This is a genomic window from Caballeronia sordidicola (assembly GCF_000729995.1).
Taxonomy (GTDB): Bacteria; Pseudomonadota; Gammaproteobacteria; order Burkholderiales; family Burkholderiaceae; genus Caballeronia; species Caballeronia sordidicola_A.
This window is the reverse complement of the sequence record NZ_JNFG01000012.1, coordinates 102402-117405: the sequence shown is the minus strand read 5'-3', so window position 1 is coordinate 117405 and position 15004 is coordinate 102402. Positions and strand designations below refer to the sequence as shown.

13 protein-coding genes, 1 pseudogene and 1 riboswitch are annotated in these 15004 nt (G+C 60.1%); of the genes and pseudogenes, 9 read left to right on the top strand and 5 right to left on the bottom strand.

Annotated features, from left to right (window positions below; translation table 11 throughout):
* Positions 1–328: 328 nt before the first annotated feature.
* Positions 329–1804 (bottom strand): PLP-dependent aminotransferase family protein, encoded by a 1476-nt coding sequence (locus tag FH08_RS0113755; RefSeq protein ID WP_031358875.1) that lies wholly within the window; start codon positions 1802–1804, stop codon positions 329–331.
* Positions 1805–2016: 212 nt separating this feature from the next.
* Here FH08_RS0113755 and FH08_RS49495 point away from each other — a divergent pair, with 212 nt between their 5' ends.
* Positions 2017–2379 carry a hypothetical protein gene (locus tag FH08_RS49495; RefSeq protein WP_051888261.1) on the top strand — a complete coding sequence of 121 codons (363 nt, stop codon included), beginning with the start codon at positions 2017–2019 and terminating at the stop codon, positions 2377–2379.
* A 13-nt stretch (positions 2380–2392) separates the two neighbouring features.
* On the opposite strand, the gene FH08_RS0113745 is transcribed toward FH08_RS49495, so the two are convergent.
* The 4 genes and pseudogenes from FH08_RS0113745 to FH08_RS53375 all read right to left on the bottom strand — a co-directional run.
* Positions 2393–2854, bottom strand: coding sequence for an MEKHLA domain-containing protein (locus tag FH08_RS0113745; protein WP_031358873.1), 462 nt, complete (start codon positions 2852–2854; stop codon positions 2393–2395).
* 182 nt (positions 2855–3036) lie between these two features.
* Positions 3037–4302, bottom strand: a complete 1266-nt coding sequence (locus tag FH08_RS0113740; RefSeq protein WP_051888260.1) for a DUF3443 domain-containing protein — start codon at positions 4300–4302, stop codon at positions 3037–3039.
* A gap of 18 nt (positions 4303–4320) precedes the next feature.
* Entirely contained in the window at positions 4321–4860 is a 540-nt protein-coding gene (locus FH08_RS0113735) for a DUF2844 domain-containing protein (protein ID WP_419178001.1), read from the bottom strand.
* Positions 4861–4889: 29 nt separating this feature from the next.
* A pseudogene (locus tag FH08_RS53375) lies at positions 4890–5306 on the bottom strand (beta-glucosidase); the annotation flags it as partial.
* Between the two features lie 477 nt (positions 5307–5783).
* Between FH08_RS53375 and FH08_RS53370 the strand changes: the two are divergent.
* The 8 genes from FH08_RS53370 (at position 5784) to uca (ending at position 14986) form a co-directional block, all read left to right on the top strand.
* Positions 5784–6005: a hypothetical protein gene (locus tag FH08_RS53370; protein WP_235210356.1), complete on the top strand. Its 222-nt coding sequence runs from the start codon at positions 5784–5786 to the stop codon at positions 6003–6005.
* A 22-nt stretch (positions 6006–6027) separates the two neighbouring features.
* Positions 6028–6759 carry a glycerophosphodiester phosphodiesterase family protein gene (locus tag FH08_RS48405; protein WP_235210355.1) on the top strand — a complete coding sequence of 244 codons (732 nt, stop codon included), beginning with the start codon at positions 6028–6030 and terminating at the stop codon, positions 6757–6759.
* 203 nt (positions 6760–6962) lie between these two features.
* Positions 6963–7070: riboswitch (guanidine-I (ykkC/yxkD leader) on the top strand.
* 58 nt (positions 7071–7128) lie between these two features.
* Positions 7129–8199 carry a putative urea ABC transporter substrate-binding protein gene (locus FH08_RS0113715; protein ID WP_031358869.1) on the top strand — a complete coding sequence of 357 codons (1071 nt, stop codon included), beginning with the start codon at positions 7129–7131 and terminating at the stop codon, positions 8197–8199.
* Positions 8200–8220: 21 nt separating this feature from the next.
* Entirely contained in the window at positions 8221–9036 is an 816-nt protein-coding gene (locus tag FH08_RS0113710) for an ABC transporter permease (RefSeq protein WP_031358868.1), read from the top strand.
* The gene (locus tag FH08_RS0113705; RefSeq protein WP_031358867.1) at positions 9033–9824 is read left to right on the top strand and encodes an ABC transporter ATP-binding protein; all 792 of its coding nucleotides are present in this window, start codon (positions 9033–9035) and stop codon (positions 9822–9824) included. The genes FH08_RS0113710 and FH08_RS0113705 overlap by 4 nt, the downstream gene beginning before the upstream one ends.
* 12 nt (positions 9825–9836) lie before the next feature.
* Positions 9837–10541 (top strand): urea amidolyase associated protein UAAP1, encoded by a 705-nt coding sequence (locus FH08_RS0113700; RefSeq protein ID WP_031358866.1) that lies wholly within the window; start codon positions 9837–9839, stop codon positions 10539–10541.
* Between the two features lie 14 nt (positions 10542–10555).
* Complete coding sequence (locus FH08_RS0113695; RefSeq protein WP_031358865.1) at positions 10556–11197, top strand: urea amidolyase associated protein UAAP2; 642 nt, start codon at positions 10556–10558, stop codon at positions 11195–11197.
* Positions 11198–11386: 189 nt separating this feature from the next.
* Entirely contained in the window at positions 11387–14986 is a 3600-nt protein-coding gene (gene uca / locus FH08_RS0113690; RefSeq protein ID WP_031358864.1) for an urea carboxylase, read from the top strand.
* The last annotated feature ends 18 nt before the right edge of the window (positions 14987–15004 follow it).

Sequence of the window (15004 nt, the reverse complement as noted above, 5' to 3'; positions counted from 1 at the left end):
CCGGCGCAATGCCGGCGCGGCCAACCGTATTGTCTGCGTGTGACAGTCAGATGACAGTGGTCAAACTACTCTGTTGGACAGGTGCCGGCGGCACGGCTCCGCTCAGGCACAGACAACTGCTGCGGCTGATTGGCGCTATTAGAGATGCACGGGAAAAGTACTGCGACGCGCACCGCCTGCCTGCTGGCAAGACGGCGGCTAGGAATTCAAGCGCGGGGTCCTGCCGGTCAGACAGCTAAACAATCCGAAGGTTGACGACTACAAGTGTCCAAGGCATTCACCCGATTTATGACAATGACCGAATTTTAGACAGCGGCTAAATCACAAGTCAAGACGATTCGCTAGCCAGCCTTCCAAGCTGCTGCAATGCATCGTCCAGGTTTTGATCGAATGGCTGCGGACAGCTCAAACGGATGAACGAAGCAAAGCGCTGTGAATTGGAAAATATGGTCCCAGGCGCAATGCGAATGCCCTGCGTCAGCGCCTCTTCGAAAAGCCGGCCCGAATCCGTACCGGGCGGCAGCTCAACCCAAAGCAGTACGCCGCCAACTGGCACGCTAAGCCGCGTGCCCGTTGGGAAATAACGCGCGATAGCATTGGCGGTAGCTTCCCGCTGCGTTCGCAATCGCTCCCGCAACTGAAAGAGATGCCGGTCGTACGCTCCGGACCCCATGAATTCCGCGGCAACGAGCTGAGGCAGGCTTTCGTTGTTGCGGCTCTGTGCAAACTTAAGCATCTTGACGCGCTCGTGCCATCGCCCCGACGCCATCCAGCCTAGCCTCAAACCTGGCGCCAGGACTTTATTCAACGATGCACAATGAATCACGCCGCCATCGCGGTCCCATGCCTTAAGAGGCTTGTTCTGTGCAGCGTCATCAAGCAGTTCCCTATACGGCTCGTCCTCGATCAACGCAACCCTATGCCGCGCGCAAAGCCGGACGAGCCCGGCCTTCCGTTCATCGGGCATCACGCTGCCCAGTGGATTCTGCAAATGCGGCACGACCACCACGGCCTTGATATTCCCATAAGCGAGCAGCGCCATTTCCAGCGCTTCGAGCGACATCCCGGTTGTCGGGCTAGTGGAAATCTCGAGCGCACGCAAACCGAGGCTTTCGATAATCTGCAATAAGCCAAAGAACGCCGGGGATTCAATTGCGACTGTATCGCCTGCCTGAGTGACCGCACGCAGCGCCAGGTTAACCGCCTCCACCCCGCCTGTCGTAGCAATCACTTCATCGGGCGAAAGCATCATGTCCGCTGAAAGAGCGCGTTTTGCAATGGCTTGTCGAAACACCGCCCCAGCTGTTTCTCCTCCGGCTTCCGTGAGCAGCGTCGGCTGGTGCCGCAGGATTCTTATGGTCAGCGCTTGCAGCCGCGCAGTCGGATAAAGCGATGCCGCGGCCGTTGCTCCACCCAGGTTCAGCGCTTCGGGAAACCGCTGCGCTTGCGAAATCACCTTCGAAATGGATTCGTGCAGACCGACGAACTGCGCTTGCATTGGAGCTGATGTGTTCTCCGGTTCATCGACACCGGGCAAGGCCGGCGCCGTCCGTCGGCGAACGAAATATCCGGAGCGTGGTTTAGCTTGCAGCCAGCCCGCATCTTCGAGTCGCCGGAAGACCTGCAGCGCCGTCGAGAGACTCACCTGATGCCTAAGCATCAACGCCCTGACGGACGGCATGCGATCGCCCGGCACGAGCGTCCCTGAGGCAATCACGCGGCGGTAGTGCTCGGCCAGGCGCTCATATAGCGGCTCGCCCGCCATGGGCAGGTCGCGCGGCGGCGTTTCAATGGACATGGTCATTGTGCAGATGCTGCGGGTAACCCGTCGCTCGCGCCAGATACAGACGCCGGCAAATTGGACGGAAACAGATGGGTAATAGCGGATCTGTTGCGCAACAGATTGTACAGCCCTGAATCTGTCGCCAAGCGAAGTGCATCACTAAGCTTGAGCCGTGATTAAGCCCGTTCGTGGAGGGCTTGACGAAAATCCAGACAGACGGAGAAGGTGCCCTCATGCAAGCGATCAGGCAATGTTTCTACCCCGGTCAATTTAGCGGCCGATATCGGCGTGCTGGAACGCAGCTTGTCGCCATCGATGGCGTGCTTCGATTGACTTACCGTGATCCGGCTTTGAACTGGCTTTTGAACCTGACGTCTCCCGTAGCGGTCGACTTAGAGGAAGGCGAATGCCATGTGCTGCCTTACGACACGTTCGTGGAAATCCAGGCGGTAGGATCTTCGGTGGTCAACGGGATTGTTAGCGTACCCGTGCAGCGATATGCCCTGATTGCGGCGATCGGAAGAGGGATCGCGTGGATTGGATCTTATGTACGTGCTAACGGTCAAAGATCGGCCAAGCAGAAAATACAGGGCTAATGCCGGGACCCGCTTAAACGTCCTTCCACTGCCGATAAGTCGCGGCCTGCCCGCAATAGGTTCCTTCACGATCGACGAGATTCCAGACCGTCACGTTCTCGATCCAGAAGCGCCGTCCCGACTTGGCTATACGCAGGCCACGGTATCCGCTTGCATAGCCCTTGGTTCGCACCGATTCAAGCAAACCGTCGCGTTCCTCACGATTAGGATGTTCCGCGGATAAGCGGGAGCGCAGCGCCGTCATTTCGTCCCAGCTATATTCGAAACATTGCTGCGCCGCCCGGTTTGCATAGACAAACCGCGGGTCGGCGTCCGTGTTGTGCGCGACTACACAAAACGGCGCATCTTCGTATAACCATCGTGCGGCATCGGCCTGCAAGACTTGCCGATCGAGCAACGGTGCACCGACCACCCGGAGGTGGCTGTCCGTCAGCAGATTGCAGAACTTGGGGTCGAGTGCGAGTGACATCGTCATGGGGCGAGTCTTAAGAGATCTGGATTCAGGCACCGATGTTACCGCACCGGACAAATCTCATCTCTGCGCCACTAAGACGAAATCCGGTTTTGTCGCGGTAAGGATCGACACTCGGGCGGCGCCGCAGTCATTCATGGCGTTCCGCACATCATGTGCGGAACGCCCTATTGCAACAGAGCCGCTTAAAACGCCACGTACGGCGAATTTGACGCAGTCGCAAAGCCGACGTACACATGCCGTCCGAAGAAGAACGGCAACCCGAGGTCGAACAGCGTGGGGGACGAACTGAGACTTCCCGCCAGTCCGTTAAGCGCGTAGTCCGTGCCGCCGGCCGCGAGCGCCTGCGCATTGTTCACCGTGAAATTCACCGTGCCCGTGGTGCCGCTCAGCCCGCTGATCGTGGCAGACAGTGCTTGAGGGCTCGCAGGGCAGTAAAAGGTCGACGCACAGGCTGGCAACGAGCTATCGGTAAAGTACAGGCCGTTCGAACCCGAGTCGACGATAGTCGTGACTGCCGCGCCCTTGTAAGTGCCGGTTAGATCGCCGAATTCAGTCGAGCTGAACAATGTCGCGTCCGTCAGTGCGTTATTGCCCTGTGTGCCTATGCCAAACACCAGCGTGCCCGTCACAGACGCCGCGGCAGTCGCCACCGGTGGCAATTGCACGATCACACCATTGTTGTCCACGGCGAACTTTGTGACCGGATTCACGACTTGATCGGCGAGCGCCACTGCAATGGCCGTGCAGTTAGTGCCAGCCGTGCACGAATAGTAGTTGCTGGTCGCGACGTTCGTACACGTCACGCCGCAGTCGGTCGGCGCAACGCCCACGCCGAGAATCCCGTTCGCGCCAATTTGCCGCGAGGTGTTCTCGCTGCTGCCGTTAATGCAGTCGTTAGCTGGCACCGTCGAGTCGGCTAGATCACCCACCACTTGTATCGGAATGCCGCTGGCTGTTTCACCACCGATCTTCACGTCGGCGCTACGCACAGTACCCCAGGTGAAGCCACTAGCGAATTGCGTGCATTCCGCTAATTGGCGGCCGTTCGTCGACGCGTTTATCGGCAAGCTGCCGACAATCTGCGCCGCCGCGTCGCTGGCAAGCCGCAAGCCGTAAGAACCTGTATCAACCTGAATGTTGTCGATAGTTTGGCAGTTGCTAGTGCCGGGCGCGCACACGGTGACGGTCACATTCGGGATATTGACGAAGTTCTGCGCCCCGGATCCGACCGTGATGGGGACCGTGTTCGACGCAGTGGCTGCAATCGGCTGCGCGCCGGACGTACTGCCGGAACTGCCGCTGATGAGGGAACTGCTGACGGAACCGCTGTCGGAACCGCTGCTTCCATCGCCACAGGCGGCAAGCAAAATTGAAAGGCTTATCGCGGCGAGCCAGCGGGGCAGGCCCGAACGCAGGGATGAACGCGACGAGGAAACGGTCGGACGCATAGTAAAAGTCTCCATCCGTTATTTGATATCGCTGGGGCTGACGCCGACGGGCAACGCCGGTGGCAGATAAGCCTGACCGGCGAACGAGCCCATGTGACCGCCGGAGCGGACCACCAAAGCGCTGCCCGTTACGCTCACGGGGCCGCGGCCGCCGCCATTGGCGCGCTGATTCTGGATGCCTTGCACGTATTGCGGAAAATAGCTGTCGAGCAGCTTCGGTAGATCGGGGATCCTCGGGCCCTGCCACGCAACGCCGAACACCACGCCGTCCGCGCCGACATACTCGTTCACCACCGTGCCGACGGGGAGCGTCGAGGTGGAAACGGTATAGGAACTCGCCGATGCAGCCGATGCCGACGCGGCTGCGGGTGTCGCTGCGGGTGTCGCTGCATGCGTGACGGCGTTGCTGACGGTGGCGCCGGTGGGCGGCGTCATGGGCGCGCCACCGAGCGCCGCGTGTGCCGGCGATACGGGAAGCAGGCTAAATGCCAGTCCTGCGGCCAAGCTGCCGAGCGCGCTTACGGGCCGCAAGCCCGATGCAATGATCCAAGTGTTCACTTCGCTTCTCCGTTCCGATTTTTTCAGGCGATCGCGCCGAACGCATCGTTCGGGTCGTCGTACAGCTCGTACCAGTTGGCGCCGACCACGTTGCAGGTGGCTTTGGCTGCGACGAGCTCCGCGATGGTCTTCGTGATGTACGTCTGCTGCGCCGCCGTGCTTTGGTCCGGACTGGAGCCGATTTCGGTGAAAATAATCGGCACGTTGTACGTGGACTTCAGCTTCGCGATCACGTTGTAAGTGCCAGACGTGCCAATGGCGATCTCGAAGTCACCGCCGTCCTGATACCAATGTCACTGGATGACATGGGGCCAGATCTTCGGATGACCCTTGCTGCCGTCCGGCTGCATGCCGATCATCCGACCCGCGAGGAAGCCAAAATGCAGCCAGCCCGAGGTCGCGTTCGCAATTACCTTGGTGACGTGACCGGTATCGACCGAGCGCCAGGCAAAGGCGGCCGGAACAGGCAAAGGAACGCTATTGCGCCGAGCGGGGCGCTAAGTGATCCTTATTAGTTGAGTCACTACGCGATAAACGGACCTGTTCGAAGAGCTTGCACGCAAACAATTAATACTCCAACGACTCGATTTGATGTTACATCGATGAAACATTTTTTGTCAGTAGCAGTTGCATCGGAACGCGTAACAGTTTGTGATAGGCGAGTAGTATTTGCGCTTTTGTTGAATTGATGCGGCCATTTTCAACAATACTTTGATCCATCGAAAAAAATTACCGATATAAATCATATGATTATTAAATCATCAGACTAATAACCACGATGCTTATCAAATTTGCACCAAAAGCAGTAAGAAGCGGACGCGTCCTGGGTGAGCCAGGGAAGCAAGCAAGTTTTTGCGCCGGCTCAATACAGCAATTCATGCCATATATAAAGTCACTTCCTTTGGACTACGGATGACAAAATAATGACACGAGCAACCCATGCTGATTTTAAGCCGACGGGAATAACACCTCTTCGGTCGATCCGAATTGCGCGGCCTGCGTGCTTGGGCGTCGCCACGCTTGCACTGGCGATCGTCACCGCGCTCCCGCTGTCGCCTGCGCTTGCCGCGCCGTTTATCGTCGCGCATCGGGGCGGCACCGGGGACACACCGGAAAATACGCTACAAGCGTTCCACGGCACTTGAGAATGGCGCTGACGCGCTCTGGATGACTGTCCAGGTCACTAAGGATGGTGTTCCCGTGCTCTATCGCCCGGCGGATTTGAGCTCGCTGACAGAAGGACAGGGCCACCTTGACGAGATCACGCTCAACGACCTTCGAAAACTCAACGCGGGTTATTCATTCAGCCGCAAGGACGCCTCGGGACAACTCATCTACCCGTACCGTGCCAAGCCTCTACGAATCCCCACGTTGCGTGAAGCACTGGACACGGTGCCGCGTAATGTACCAATCATGCTCGACATGAAGCAGACACCCGCCGCACCACTGGTCGAAGCGGTCGCCCGGGTTCTGGATGACGCGAACGCATGGTCCCGCGTGCGCCTGTATTCCACCGACTCCGAAGCCATCCAGTTGATGAAGGCGCACCGCCAGGCACAGGTGTTCGAGACGCGCGATGCGACGCGTGATCGTCTGGTCGATCTCTCGCTCGGCGGAACCTGCGACAACCCGCCTCCTGCTGGAAGCTGGGTGGGGATCGAGCTGCATCGTCAGGTTGAAGTGATCGAGCACTTCACACTGGGGACCGGCGTGTCGAAAGTGGATGCGCGGTGGTGGACGCCAGCGGCCGTCAAATGCTTCAAGACCAACGGGGACGTGAAGATCGTCGCGTTCGGAGTCGACTCGGCCGACGCGTACGCAGCCGCCTCCGAGCTCGGCATTGACGCAGTGATGACGGACTCGCCACGCGCCATGCGCCTCGAAAAGAAATCGCAGTAAAGAAATAACGCTGCCTGTATACGGCGCTACCCATGCACGAGCATTGTGCGTGAGGTGCTTTAGTGCGGTGCACCAAGGCCCAAACTTGAGCACATGTGTAAAGCCAGGTCTTTGACAAACAAGCGCTCGGGCTGATGGCACGCTTATCGCTTAGTAGAAAATGCAAGGAGCCGGCGCAGCATCCGGTCAAAGCACACAATCTGGAAATGGATGACTAGGGTTCCGGCCTGCTTGGCTTAGTCAAGCGGGTGCTGGTCCGAGAGTTGTCGACCTCAGGCGAGGTTACACGGCGGGATAAAAGCCCGGGAGAGAACGCGATATTCGCGCTGCTCCTGGCCGTCCGCTAACCGTCCCCTCGAGGTCACACTCATGCGTAAGCTTGTTCGCTTTTTCGGCATCGCCGCCGTCTCTCTCGTCACCCTCGCCTCCACCCCCTCATTCGCCGCCGGCCGCACGGACTTCAAGGTCTGCTGGACTATCTATGCAGGCTGGATGCCGTGGGGTGAAGCCAAGACCCAGGGCATTGTCTCCAAATGGGCCAAGAAATACGGCATCAATGTGGATGTCGTTCAGCTTAACGACTACGTCGAATCCATCAATCAATACACCGCGGGCAAGTTCGACGGCTGCGCGATGACGAACATGGATGCGCTGACCATTCCCGCATCGGGCGGCGTTGATTCCACTGCGCTGATCGTCAGCGATTATTCGAACGGCAACGACGGCGTGCTCATCAAGGGCAAGGGCAAGAAGCTCACGGACCTCAAGGGCCAGCAGATCAACCTGGTCCAGTTCTCCGTCTCGCATTACTTGCTCGCACGCGCACTCGAAAGCGCCCACATGAGCGAGCGCGACCTCAAGGTCGTGAACACCTCAGACGCGGATATCTCGGCGGCATTCGCCACACCCACAGTCCAGCAGGCCGTGACCTGGAACCCGATGCTCGCCGACCTCAAGGCTCAGCCGAACGTCACTGAAGTCTTCGATTCCAGCAAGATCCCCGGCGAAATCATGGACATGATGGTCGTCAACACGAAGACGCTGCAGGAGAACCCGGCGCTCGGCAAGGCGCTCACCGGCGCGTGGTTCGAGATGGTTGCGCTGATGCACGCAAACAGCCCCGGCAGCACGGCGGCGCTGAGCGCGATGGCCAAGTCATCCGGCACCGATCTCGCGGGCTTCAAGGGCCAGCTCTCCACCACCGCCCTCTTCTACACGCCGCAAGCCGCACTCGATTTTGTCAACAGCCCGAACCTGCCAGTGATCATGACGCGCGTCGCCAAATTCTCGTTCGATCACGGCCTGCTGGGTCAGGGCGCACCAAGCGCGGATGCGGTCGGCATGGCGTTCGACAAAGGTGTCGTGATCGGCAGCAAGAGCAACGTGAAGCTGCGCTTCGATCCGACGTATGTCGCGATGGCGGCCGCAGGCAAGCTCTAAACTTTAATCAAGGCGCGCGCTATGCGACTGATCAATCGACATCCCAGCCGAAGCGGCGGCCTCATGCTGCTGTTGCTGCCGTTCATCGTGCTGGTAGCGATCTATTTCACCGGATCGTCGCTGCGGCTAAAGGTCAATCCCGACGACAAGCTGTTGCCCAGCGCGACGCAAATGAGCGATGCCATCAAACAGGTCGCGTTCATGGAAGACAAGCGCACCGGCGAATACCTGTTGTGGGACGACACGGTGTCGAGCCTCAGGCGGCTGGGTATCGGACTCGCGGTCAGCGCGGCTATTGCGCTGGTCGCGGGGATCGCAACAGGCGCGCTTCCGCTGGTGGGCGCGACGTTCTCGCCGTTCATTACGGTGCTGTCCATGATCCCGCCACTCGCGGTGCTGCCCATCCTGTTCATCGTGTTCGGACTGGATGAGTTGTCGAAGGTCGTGCTGATCGTGATCGGCATCACGCCGATGATCATTCGCGACCTGCAGTCACGCACCCGCGAGATTCCGGCCGAGCTGTGGGTGAAAGCGCAGACACTTGGAGCGACGAGCTGGACTTTGATCCTGCGCGTGATCCTGCCGCAGTTGCTGCCGCGTCTCCTGGTCGCCATGAGGCTGTCGCTTTGCTCCGCGTGGCTGTTTCTCATTGCGGCTGAAGCCATTGCTTCAACCGATGGCCTCGGCTATCGCATCTTCCTGGTACGCCGCTATCTGGCGATGGATGTGATCCTCCCGTACGTAATGTGGATCACGCTGCTCGCATGGCTGATGGACGAAGCGCTGAGACGCCTGACGCACTGGATGTTCCCGTGGTACGGCGGAGGCGCGCGATGATCGAAGTCCGCAACGTATGGAAAAACTACGGCGACCAGGTCGTACTGGAGCGGCTGAACCTGAGCATTGCCGAAGGCGAATTCTGTTCGATGGTCGGGGCGTCCGGTTGCGGCAAGTCCACGTTCCTGCGCCTCCTGCTGGGCCAGGAAAAGGCGACACGCGGCGAGATCCTGCTCGACGGACTGCTCTTGCCCGCCGAGCCGGATGAACATCGCGGCGTGGTGTTCCAGCGCTACTCGGTATTTGAACATTTGAGCGTGGTACGCAATGTCCTGCTCGGGCTGGAACTACCCCAGGCGAAGTTCACCGGCAGGCTGTTCGGTGCGCGCCGCCGCGCGGCGCTGGACGAAGCGGTCGCCATGCTCGAACGCGTCGGCCTTGGCTCTGCGCTGGACAAGTACCCGCAGCAACTCTCGGGCGGCATGCAGCAGCGTCTGGCAATCGCACAAGCGCTGGTGATGAAACCACGCGTGCTCTTGCTCGATGAACCTTTCGGTGCACTCGACCCCGGTATCCGCCGGGACATGCACGAACTGCTGCTAGGCCTCTGGCGCGAATCCAACCTGACGATCTTCATGGTCACGCACGATCTGAAAGAAGGCTTCACGCTCGGCAGCCGTGTGCTCGTATTCGACAAGGTACGCGTCGATCCTCATGCACCGGGTGCATACGGCGCCCGTATCACCTACAACATTCCACTCGATCACAGCCGCGATTCAGCGTCGTCCCTTCACGTGGCGCAAGCCGCTGTGCAAGGCGCTTTGCGCGCGGACGTGATCCCGGTTTAAAGGAAACCCAAGATGGATTGGCTACTGGAAGAAACCGTCCCAGGCGGCGGGCATGCTTCGCTGATCGTGAAACGCGGTCAATGCCTGCGTCTTACCGACTTGCGTGGCGAAGCTAACGTCAGTCTCATGCTCATCAACGCGACAGAGAAAAGCGAACGGCTGAATCTCCCGGATACGTTGAAGTGCCAGCACACCGCGAAGCTGACCGCCGGCCACTGCCTGTACTCCGATATGGGCCGCGTGCTCGCCGCCATCGTCGCCGACACATGCGGCTGGCACGACGCCCTGGGCGGTGTCTCCAACGCCGACGAGGTGAACAATCAATACGGCGTGGGCCGCTATCAGGAACTACGTAACGCGTTTTATCGCAATGGCACGGACAACCTGCTGGTTGAACTCGGCAAATGGGGACTCTCCATCTCCGACCTGCTGATGACGCTCAACCTCTTCAGCCGTGTCGATGTCACAGGCGAAGGCGCGCTGAATTTCGTCCCGGGCAATTCCAAGGCTGGCGACTATGTCGAACTCTATGCCCCGATGAACACGCTCTTCGTGCTGACGGCGATCCAACATCCGCTCGACCCGAATCCCGACTATGCGCCCAAGCCGGTCAAGCTTTCGCTCGCACAGGCGGATCGACAGGTCGCCGAATTCTGCCGTACCTCGTGTGAAGAAAACGTGCGTGGTTTTATCAACACCGATCGGTTCTTTCTCTAAGCGGACCTGACACCATGACTACATCGCTTACAGTCAGCGACAAACTTCCCGAACACGCTGTCTTCCGTGAAACGCTTGCAGCCGGGGAACCGTGGCTTCACGAAGTGAAAGCCGGCCAGACTCTGCGCATCCTGGATCTTGAAGGCAATCAAGCGGTCGATACGTTGTTCTATAGCCTCGCCGATCCGCGTGAACGCTTCGATCCGCAACGCACGCTGCGGCGCCAGCAGAGCCTGTATCTCACCACGGGAACCGTGCTCTATTCAAACCTCGGCAATCCAATGCTCACCCTTGTCGCGGACACCTGCGGCCGTCACGACACGCTCGGCGGCGCGTGCGCCCAGGAGAGCAACACGGTGCGTTATGCGCTGGAAAAACGCTACATGCATAGCTGCCGCGACAACTACCTGCGAGCCTGTGCGCACGACGGACGTCTGTCGAAACAGGACATTGGCGCGAACATCAATTTCTTCATGAACGTGCCGGTTACGTCCGAAGGCGGCCTCAGCTTCGAAGACGGTATATCGGCGCCGGGTAAATACGTGGAACTGCGCGCGGAGATGGATGTGATCGTGCTGATCTCCAACTGCCCGCAACTGAACAACCCTTGCAACGCCTACAACCCCACGCCCGCGGAGTTGCTGATATGGAACTGACGAAGTGGCGAGACTTGCTCTATTTCGTTTTGCTCGTGCGCTCGGGTCGCTGCTGCACTCGCACGCGAGAAGAACTTGGGTTCAAGTAAAAGCTTGCTTTGACGACGCGCTGAACGCGTTTTGCCGCGGACGACCGCGGCATGCATTTCCCCGTGGCGGGACGGCCCGCCCACGTATCCGCCATCCCTCATGTTCGATAAAGTCCTTATCGCTAATCGCGGCGCCATAGCGTGCCGCATCCTTCGAACCCTTCGCGCTCTCGATGTGGAAGGTGTCGCGGTCTATGCCGAGGCGGATCGTGCCAGCCTGCATGTCAGCGAGGCAACGATTGCTCGCGGTCTCGGCGACGGGCCGGCATCGGCCACCTATCTGGACGCAGCCAAGATCCTCGACATCGCGCGCCGCGAGAACGTGCAAGCGATCCATCCAGGCTACGGTTTTCTCTCGGAGAACGCGGAGTTCGGTGAAGCGTGCGAAGCAGCGGGCATTGCGTTTATCGGACCCACGCCGGCGCAACTTCGCGCCTTCGGCTTGAAGCACACGGCCCGCGCGATCGCAGCGGAACAAGGCGTACCGATGCTCGAAGGCACGGGTCTTCTCGAAGACGTGAACGCTGCGCTGCAGGCCGCCGGCAAGATCGGCTACCCGGTCATGCTTAAAAGCACCGCGGGCGGTGGCGGCATCGGCATGCGTGTCTGCTGGAACGCCACTGAACTCGGTGCGAATTTCGATGTGGTGAAGCGCCTCGGCCAGAACAACTTCAGTGATGCGGGCGTGTTCATCGAGAAGTACATCGAGCGGGCACGGCATCTCGAAGTCCAGGTGTTCGGCGATGGCCGCGGCAACGCGATAGCGCTCGGCGTACGCGACTGCTCCGTGCAGCGGCGTAACCAGAAGGTGCTGGAGGAAACACCCGCGCCATGTCTGCCGGACGGCATGTCGGAAGCGCTTTGCGAAGCCGCGATCAAACTCGCCAAAGCGGTGGAGTACCGCTCGGCGGGCACGGTCGAATTTGTCTACGACAGCGCCGCGCAACAGTTCTATTTCCTCGAAGTGAACACGCGCTTGCAGGTCGAGCATGGCGTCACCGAACAGGTCTGGGGAGTTGACCTGGTGCGCTGGATGATCGAACTGGCGGCGGGCACGCTTGCCCCCTTGGCTGATCTGGCCGCGGCACTCAAGCCTGCCGGCCACGCGATCCAGGCGCGTGTTTATGCAGAAGACCCGGGCCGCGATTTCAAGCCGAGCCCGGGCCTCCTGACCGACGTTGTGTTCCCTCCTGCCGACGGCCGTTCGCTACGCATCGATACGTGGATTGAAGCGGGTTGCGAAGTGCCGCCTTATTTCGACCCGATGCTGGCGAAGGTCATCGCGTGGTCCCCGACGCGTGATGCAGCCCGCCGTGCTCTCGCCAATGCGTTGCATGACACGCGCCTCTATGGCGTGGAGACGAACCGCGACTACCTGCGCCAGATTATCGATGACACGCCGTTCGCTTCCGGACAACCGTGGACACGCTGCCTTGAAGGACTGCGGTATCGCGCGAGCACGATAGAGGTGGTGAGCGGCGGCACGCAAACCACCGTACAGGATCATCCGGGGCGGCTCGGCTACTGGGCGGTCGGCATTCCGCCATCGGGACCAATGGATGATCGCGCGCTGCGGCTCGGCAACCGCTTGCTGGGGAACGATACTGACGCTGCCGCGCTTGAGATCACCATGAGCGGTCCGGCCTTGCGCTTCAACACCGACGCCGTTGTCGCCGTCACGGGTGCGAGCTTGTCCGTATTGCTCGATGACGTCGAACAGCCGATGCATACCACGCTATTCATTCCCGCCGGTTCGACCCTTGCGCTGGGCACGATTCGCGGCGCGGGCGCGCGGGCTTACCTGTGCGTGCGCGGCGGCTTCGATGTGGCAATGTATCTCGGCAGCCGCAGCACGTTTACACTCGGCCAGTTCGGCGGTCACGGCGGCCGCGCGCTTCGTGCAGGCGACGTGCTCCATCTCAATCCCCTGACCGATGTCAGCGCAGGCGCCGCCCTGCCCTTCGTGCCTCAACTGGCTTCCGTGCGCACGCTGCGTGTTATCTACGGACCCCACGGCGCGCCTGAATACTTCAGCCCGCGTTATATCGCGCAGTTCCTCGCGACCGAATGGGAAATCCATTTCAATTCGAGCCGCACCGGCGTGCGGCTGATCGGGCCGAAGCCGGAATGGGCGCGCGAGGACGGTGGCGAAGCGGGGCTGCATCCATCGAATATTCACGATAACCCGTACGCGGTCGGTGCGATCGATTTCACTGGGGACATGCCTGTGATTCTCGGACCGGATGGTCCGAGCCTGGGCGGTTTCGTTTGTCCGGTCACGATCATCGAGGCGGATCTCTGGCAGATCGGGCAACTCAAAGCCGGCGATAAAGTGCGCTTCGTACCCGTGCAGATCGACGCGGCCCGTGAGGCCGCAGCCGCCCGGCTGCATGAACTGGAGACGCTGGAAGTCCAGCATGTGGTGGACCACTCTCCGCACGAACCGCTCACGTCACCCATCGTTCTCGACACCGGAACCGACGCCGCGCGGCTGGTCGCAAGGCTCTCAGGCGACACGCATTTGCTGCTCGAAATCGGGCCGCCCGAACTCGATCTCGTACTGCGTTTTCGCGGCCATGCGTTGATGCAGTCGCTTGAAGCACTCGCGTTGCCGGGCGTGATCGACCTGACGCCGGGCATTCGTTCCCTGCAGATTCACTACCAGCCCGAACGCCTGCCGCTTGAGCGCTTGATCGCCGAGATCGAGAAAACATGGCAAGAGGTACTGCTGCAAAAGGATCTGCGCGCACCATCACGCGTCGTGCATCTGCCGCTCTCGTGGGACGATCCCGCGTGCCGGCTCGCTATCGATAAATACATGACGACCGTGCGCCGGGACGCGCCGTGGTGCCCAAGCAATCTCGAGTTCATCCGTCGAATGAACGACCTCGATTCTATCGAAGCGGTAAAGCAAATCGTGTTCGACGCGAGTTATCTGGTGATGGGTCTCGGCGATGTCTACCTGGGTGCACCGGTCGCCACGCCGCTCGATCCGCGCCATCGGCTGGTGACGACCAAATACAACCCCGCGCGGACGTGGACCGCGGAGAACTCGGTGGGGATCGGCGGAGCGTACCTATGCGTATATGGTATGGAGGGGCCCGGCGGTTACCAGTTCGTCGGCCGCACATTGCAGATGTGGAATCGCTATCGCGAGATCAGGGATTTCGCTGGGCGCCCCTACCTGCTGCGTTTCTTCGACCAGATTCGCTTCTACGAAGTCACTGCGGACGAACTCATGCGCATCCGCGCAGATTTTCCGCTGGGGCGGTATCCGTTGAAGATCGAAGAGACAGAGTTGTCTCTTGCCGGTTATCAGGAATTCTTGACCCGCGAGGCAGATGGCATAGCGCACTTCCGCGAGCGCCAGCAAGCGGCCTTCCAGGCCGAGCGCGAGCGTTGGCGTGAAGCCGGTGCGTCAGAGGAAAGCCTCGAAGCGCCGGTACCCGAGAGCACCGAAATTGCGCCGCTGGAAGACGGTCAGGTGGCGGTCGACAGCGAGATCGCCGGCAATCTATGGCAGGTTCGCGTGACGCCTGGCGAGACCGTTTCAGCGGGGGACGTACTGCTTATCATCGAGTCGATGAAGATGGAAATATCGGTATGCGCGCCGTGTGCGGGGACGGTGGGCGATGTGTATGTGTCCCCGGGTTCGCCCGTGCGTGCGGGTCAGCGGGTGGCAATCATCGAACGGTCTTAACCAGTCAGATCAGGAAAA

Bases quoted from the DNA above. Each gene is read 5' to 3' on its own strand.
- FH08_RS0113755 (WP_031358875.1), bottom strand. From the start codon at position 1,804: ATGACCATGTCCATTGAAACGCCGCCGCGCGACCTGCCCATGGCGGGC.
- FH08_RS49495 (WP_051888261.1), top strand. From the start codon at position 2,017: ATGCAAGCGATCAGGCAATGTTTCTACCCCGGTCAATTTAGCGGCCGA.
- FH08_RS0113745 (WP_031358873.1), bottom strand. From the start codon at position 2,854: ATGACGATGTCACTCGCACTCGACCCCAAGTTCTGCAATCTGCTGACG.
- FH08_RS0113740 (WP_051888260.1), bottom strand. From the start codon at position 4,302: ATGCGTCCGACCGTTTCCTCGTCGCGTTCATCCCTGCGTTCGGGCCTG.
- FH08_RS53370 (WP_235210356.1), top strand. From the start codon at position 5,784: ATGACACGAGCAACCCATGCTGATTTTAAGCCGACGGGAATAACACCT.
- FH08_RS48405 (WP_235210355.1), top strand. From the start codon at position 6,028: ATGACTGTCCAGGTCACTAAGGATGGTGTTCCCGTGCTCTATCGCCCG.
- FH08_RS0113715 (WP_031358869.1), top strand. From the start codon at position 7,129: ATGCGTAAGCTTGTTCGCTTTTTCGGCATCGCCGCCGTCTCTCTCGTC.
- FH08_RS0113710 (WP_031358868.1), top strand. From the start codon at position 8,221: ATGCGACTGATCAATCGACATCCCAGCCGAAGCGGCGGCCTCATGCTG.
- FH08_RS0113705 (WP_031358867.1), top strand. From the start codon at position 9,033: ATGATCGAAGTCCGCAACGTATGGAAAAACTACGGCGACCAGGTCGTA.
- FH08_RS0113700 (WP_031358866.1), top strand. From the start codon at position 9,837: ATGGATTGGCTACTGGAAGAAACCGTCCCAGGCGGCGGGCATGCTTCG.
- FH08_RS0113695 (WP_031358865.1), top strand. From the start codon at position 10,556: ATGACTACATCGCTTACAGTCAGCGACAAACTTCCCGAACACGCTGTC.
- uca (WP_031358864.1), top strand. From the start codon at position 11,387: ATGTTCGATAAAGTCCTTATCGCTAATCGCGGCGCCATAGCGTGCCGC.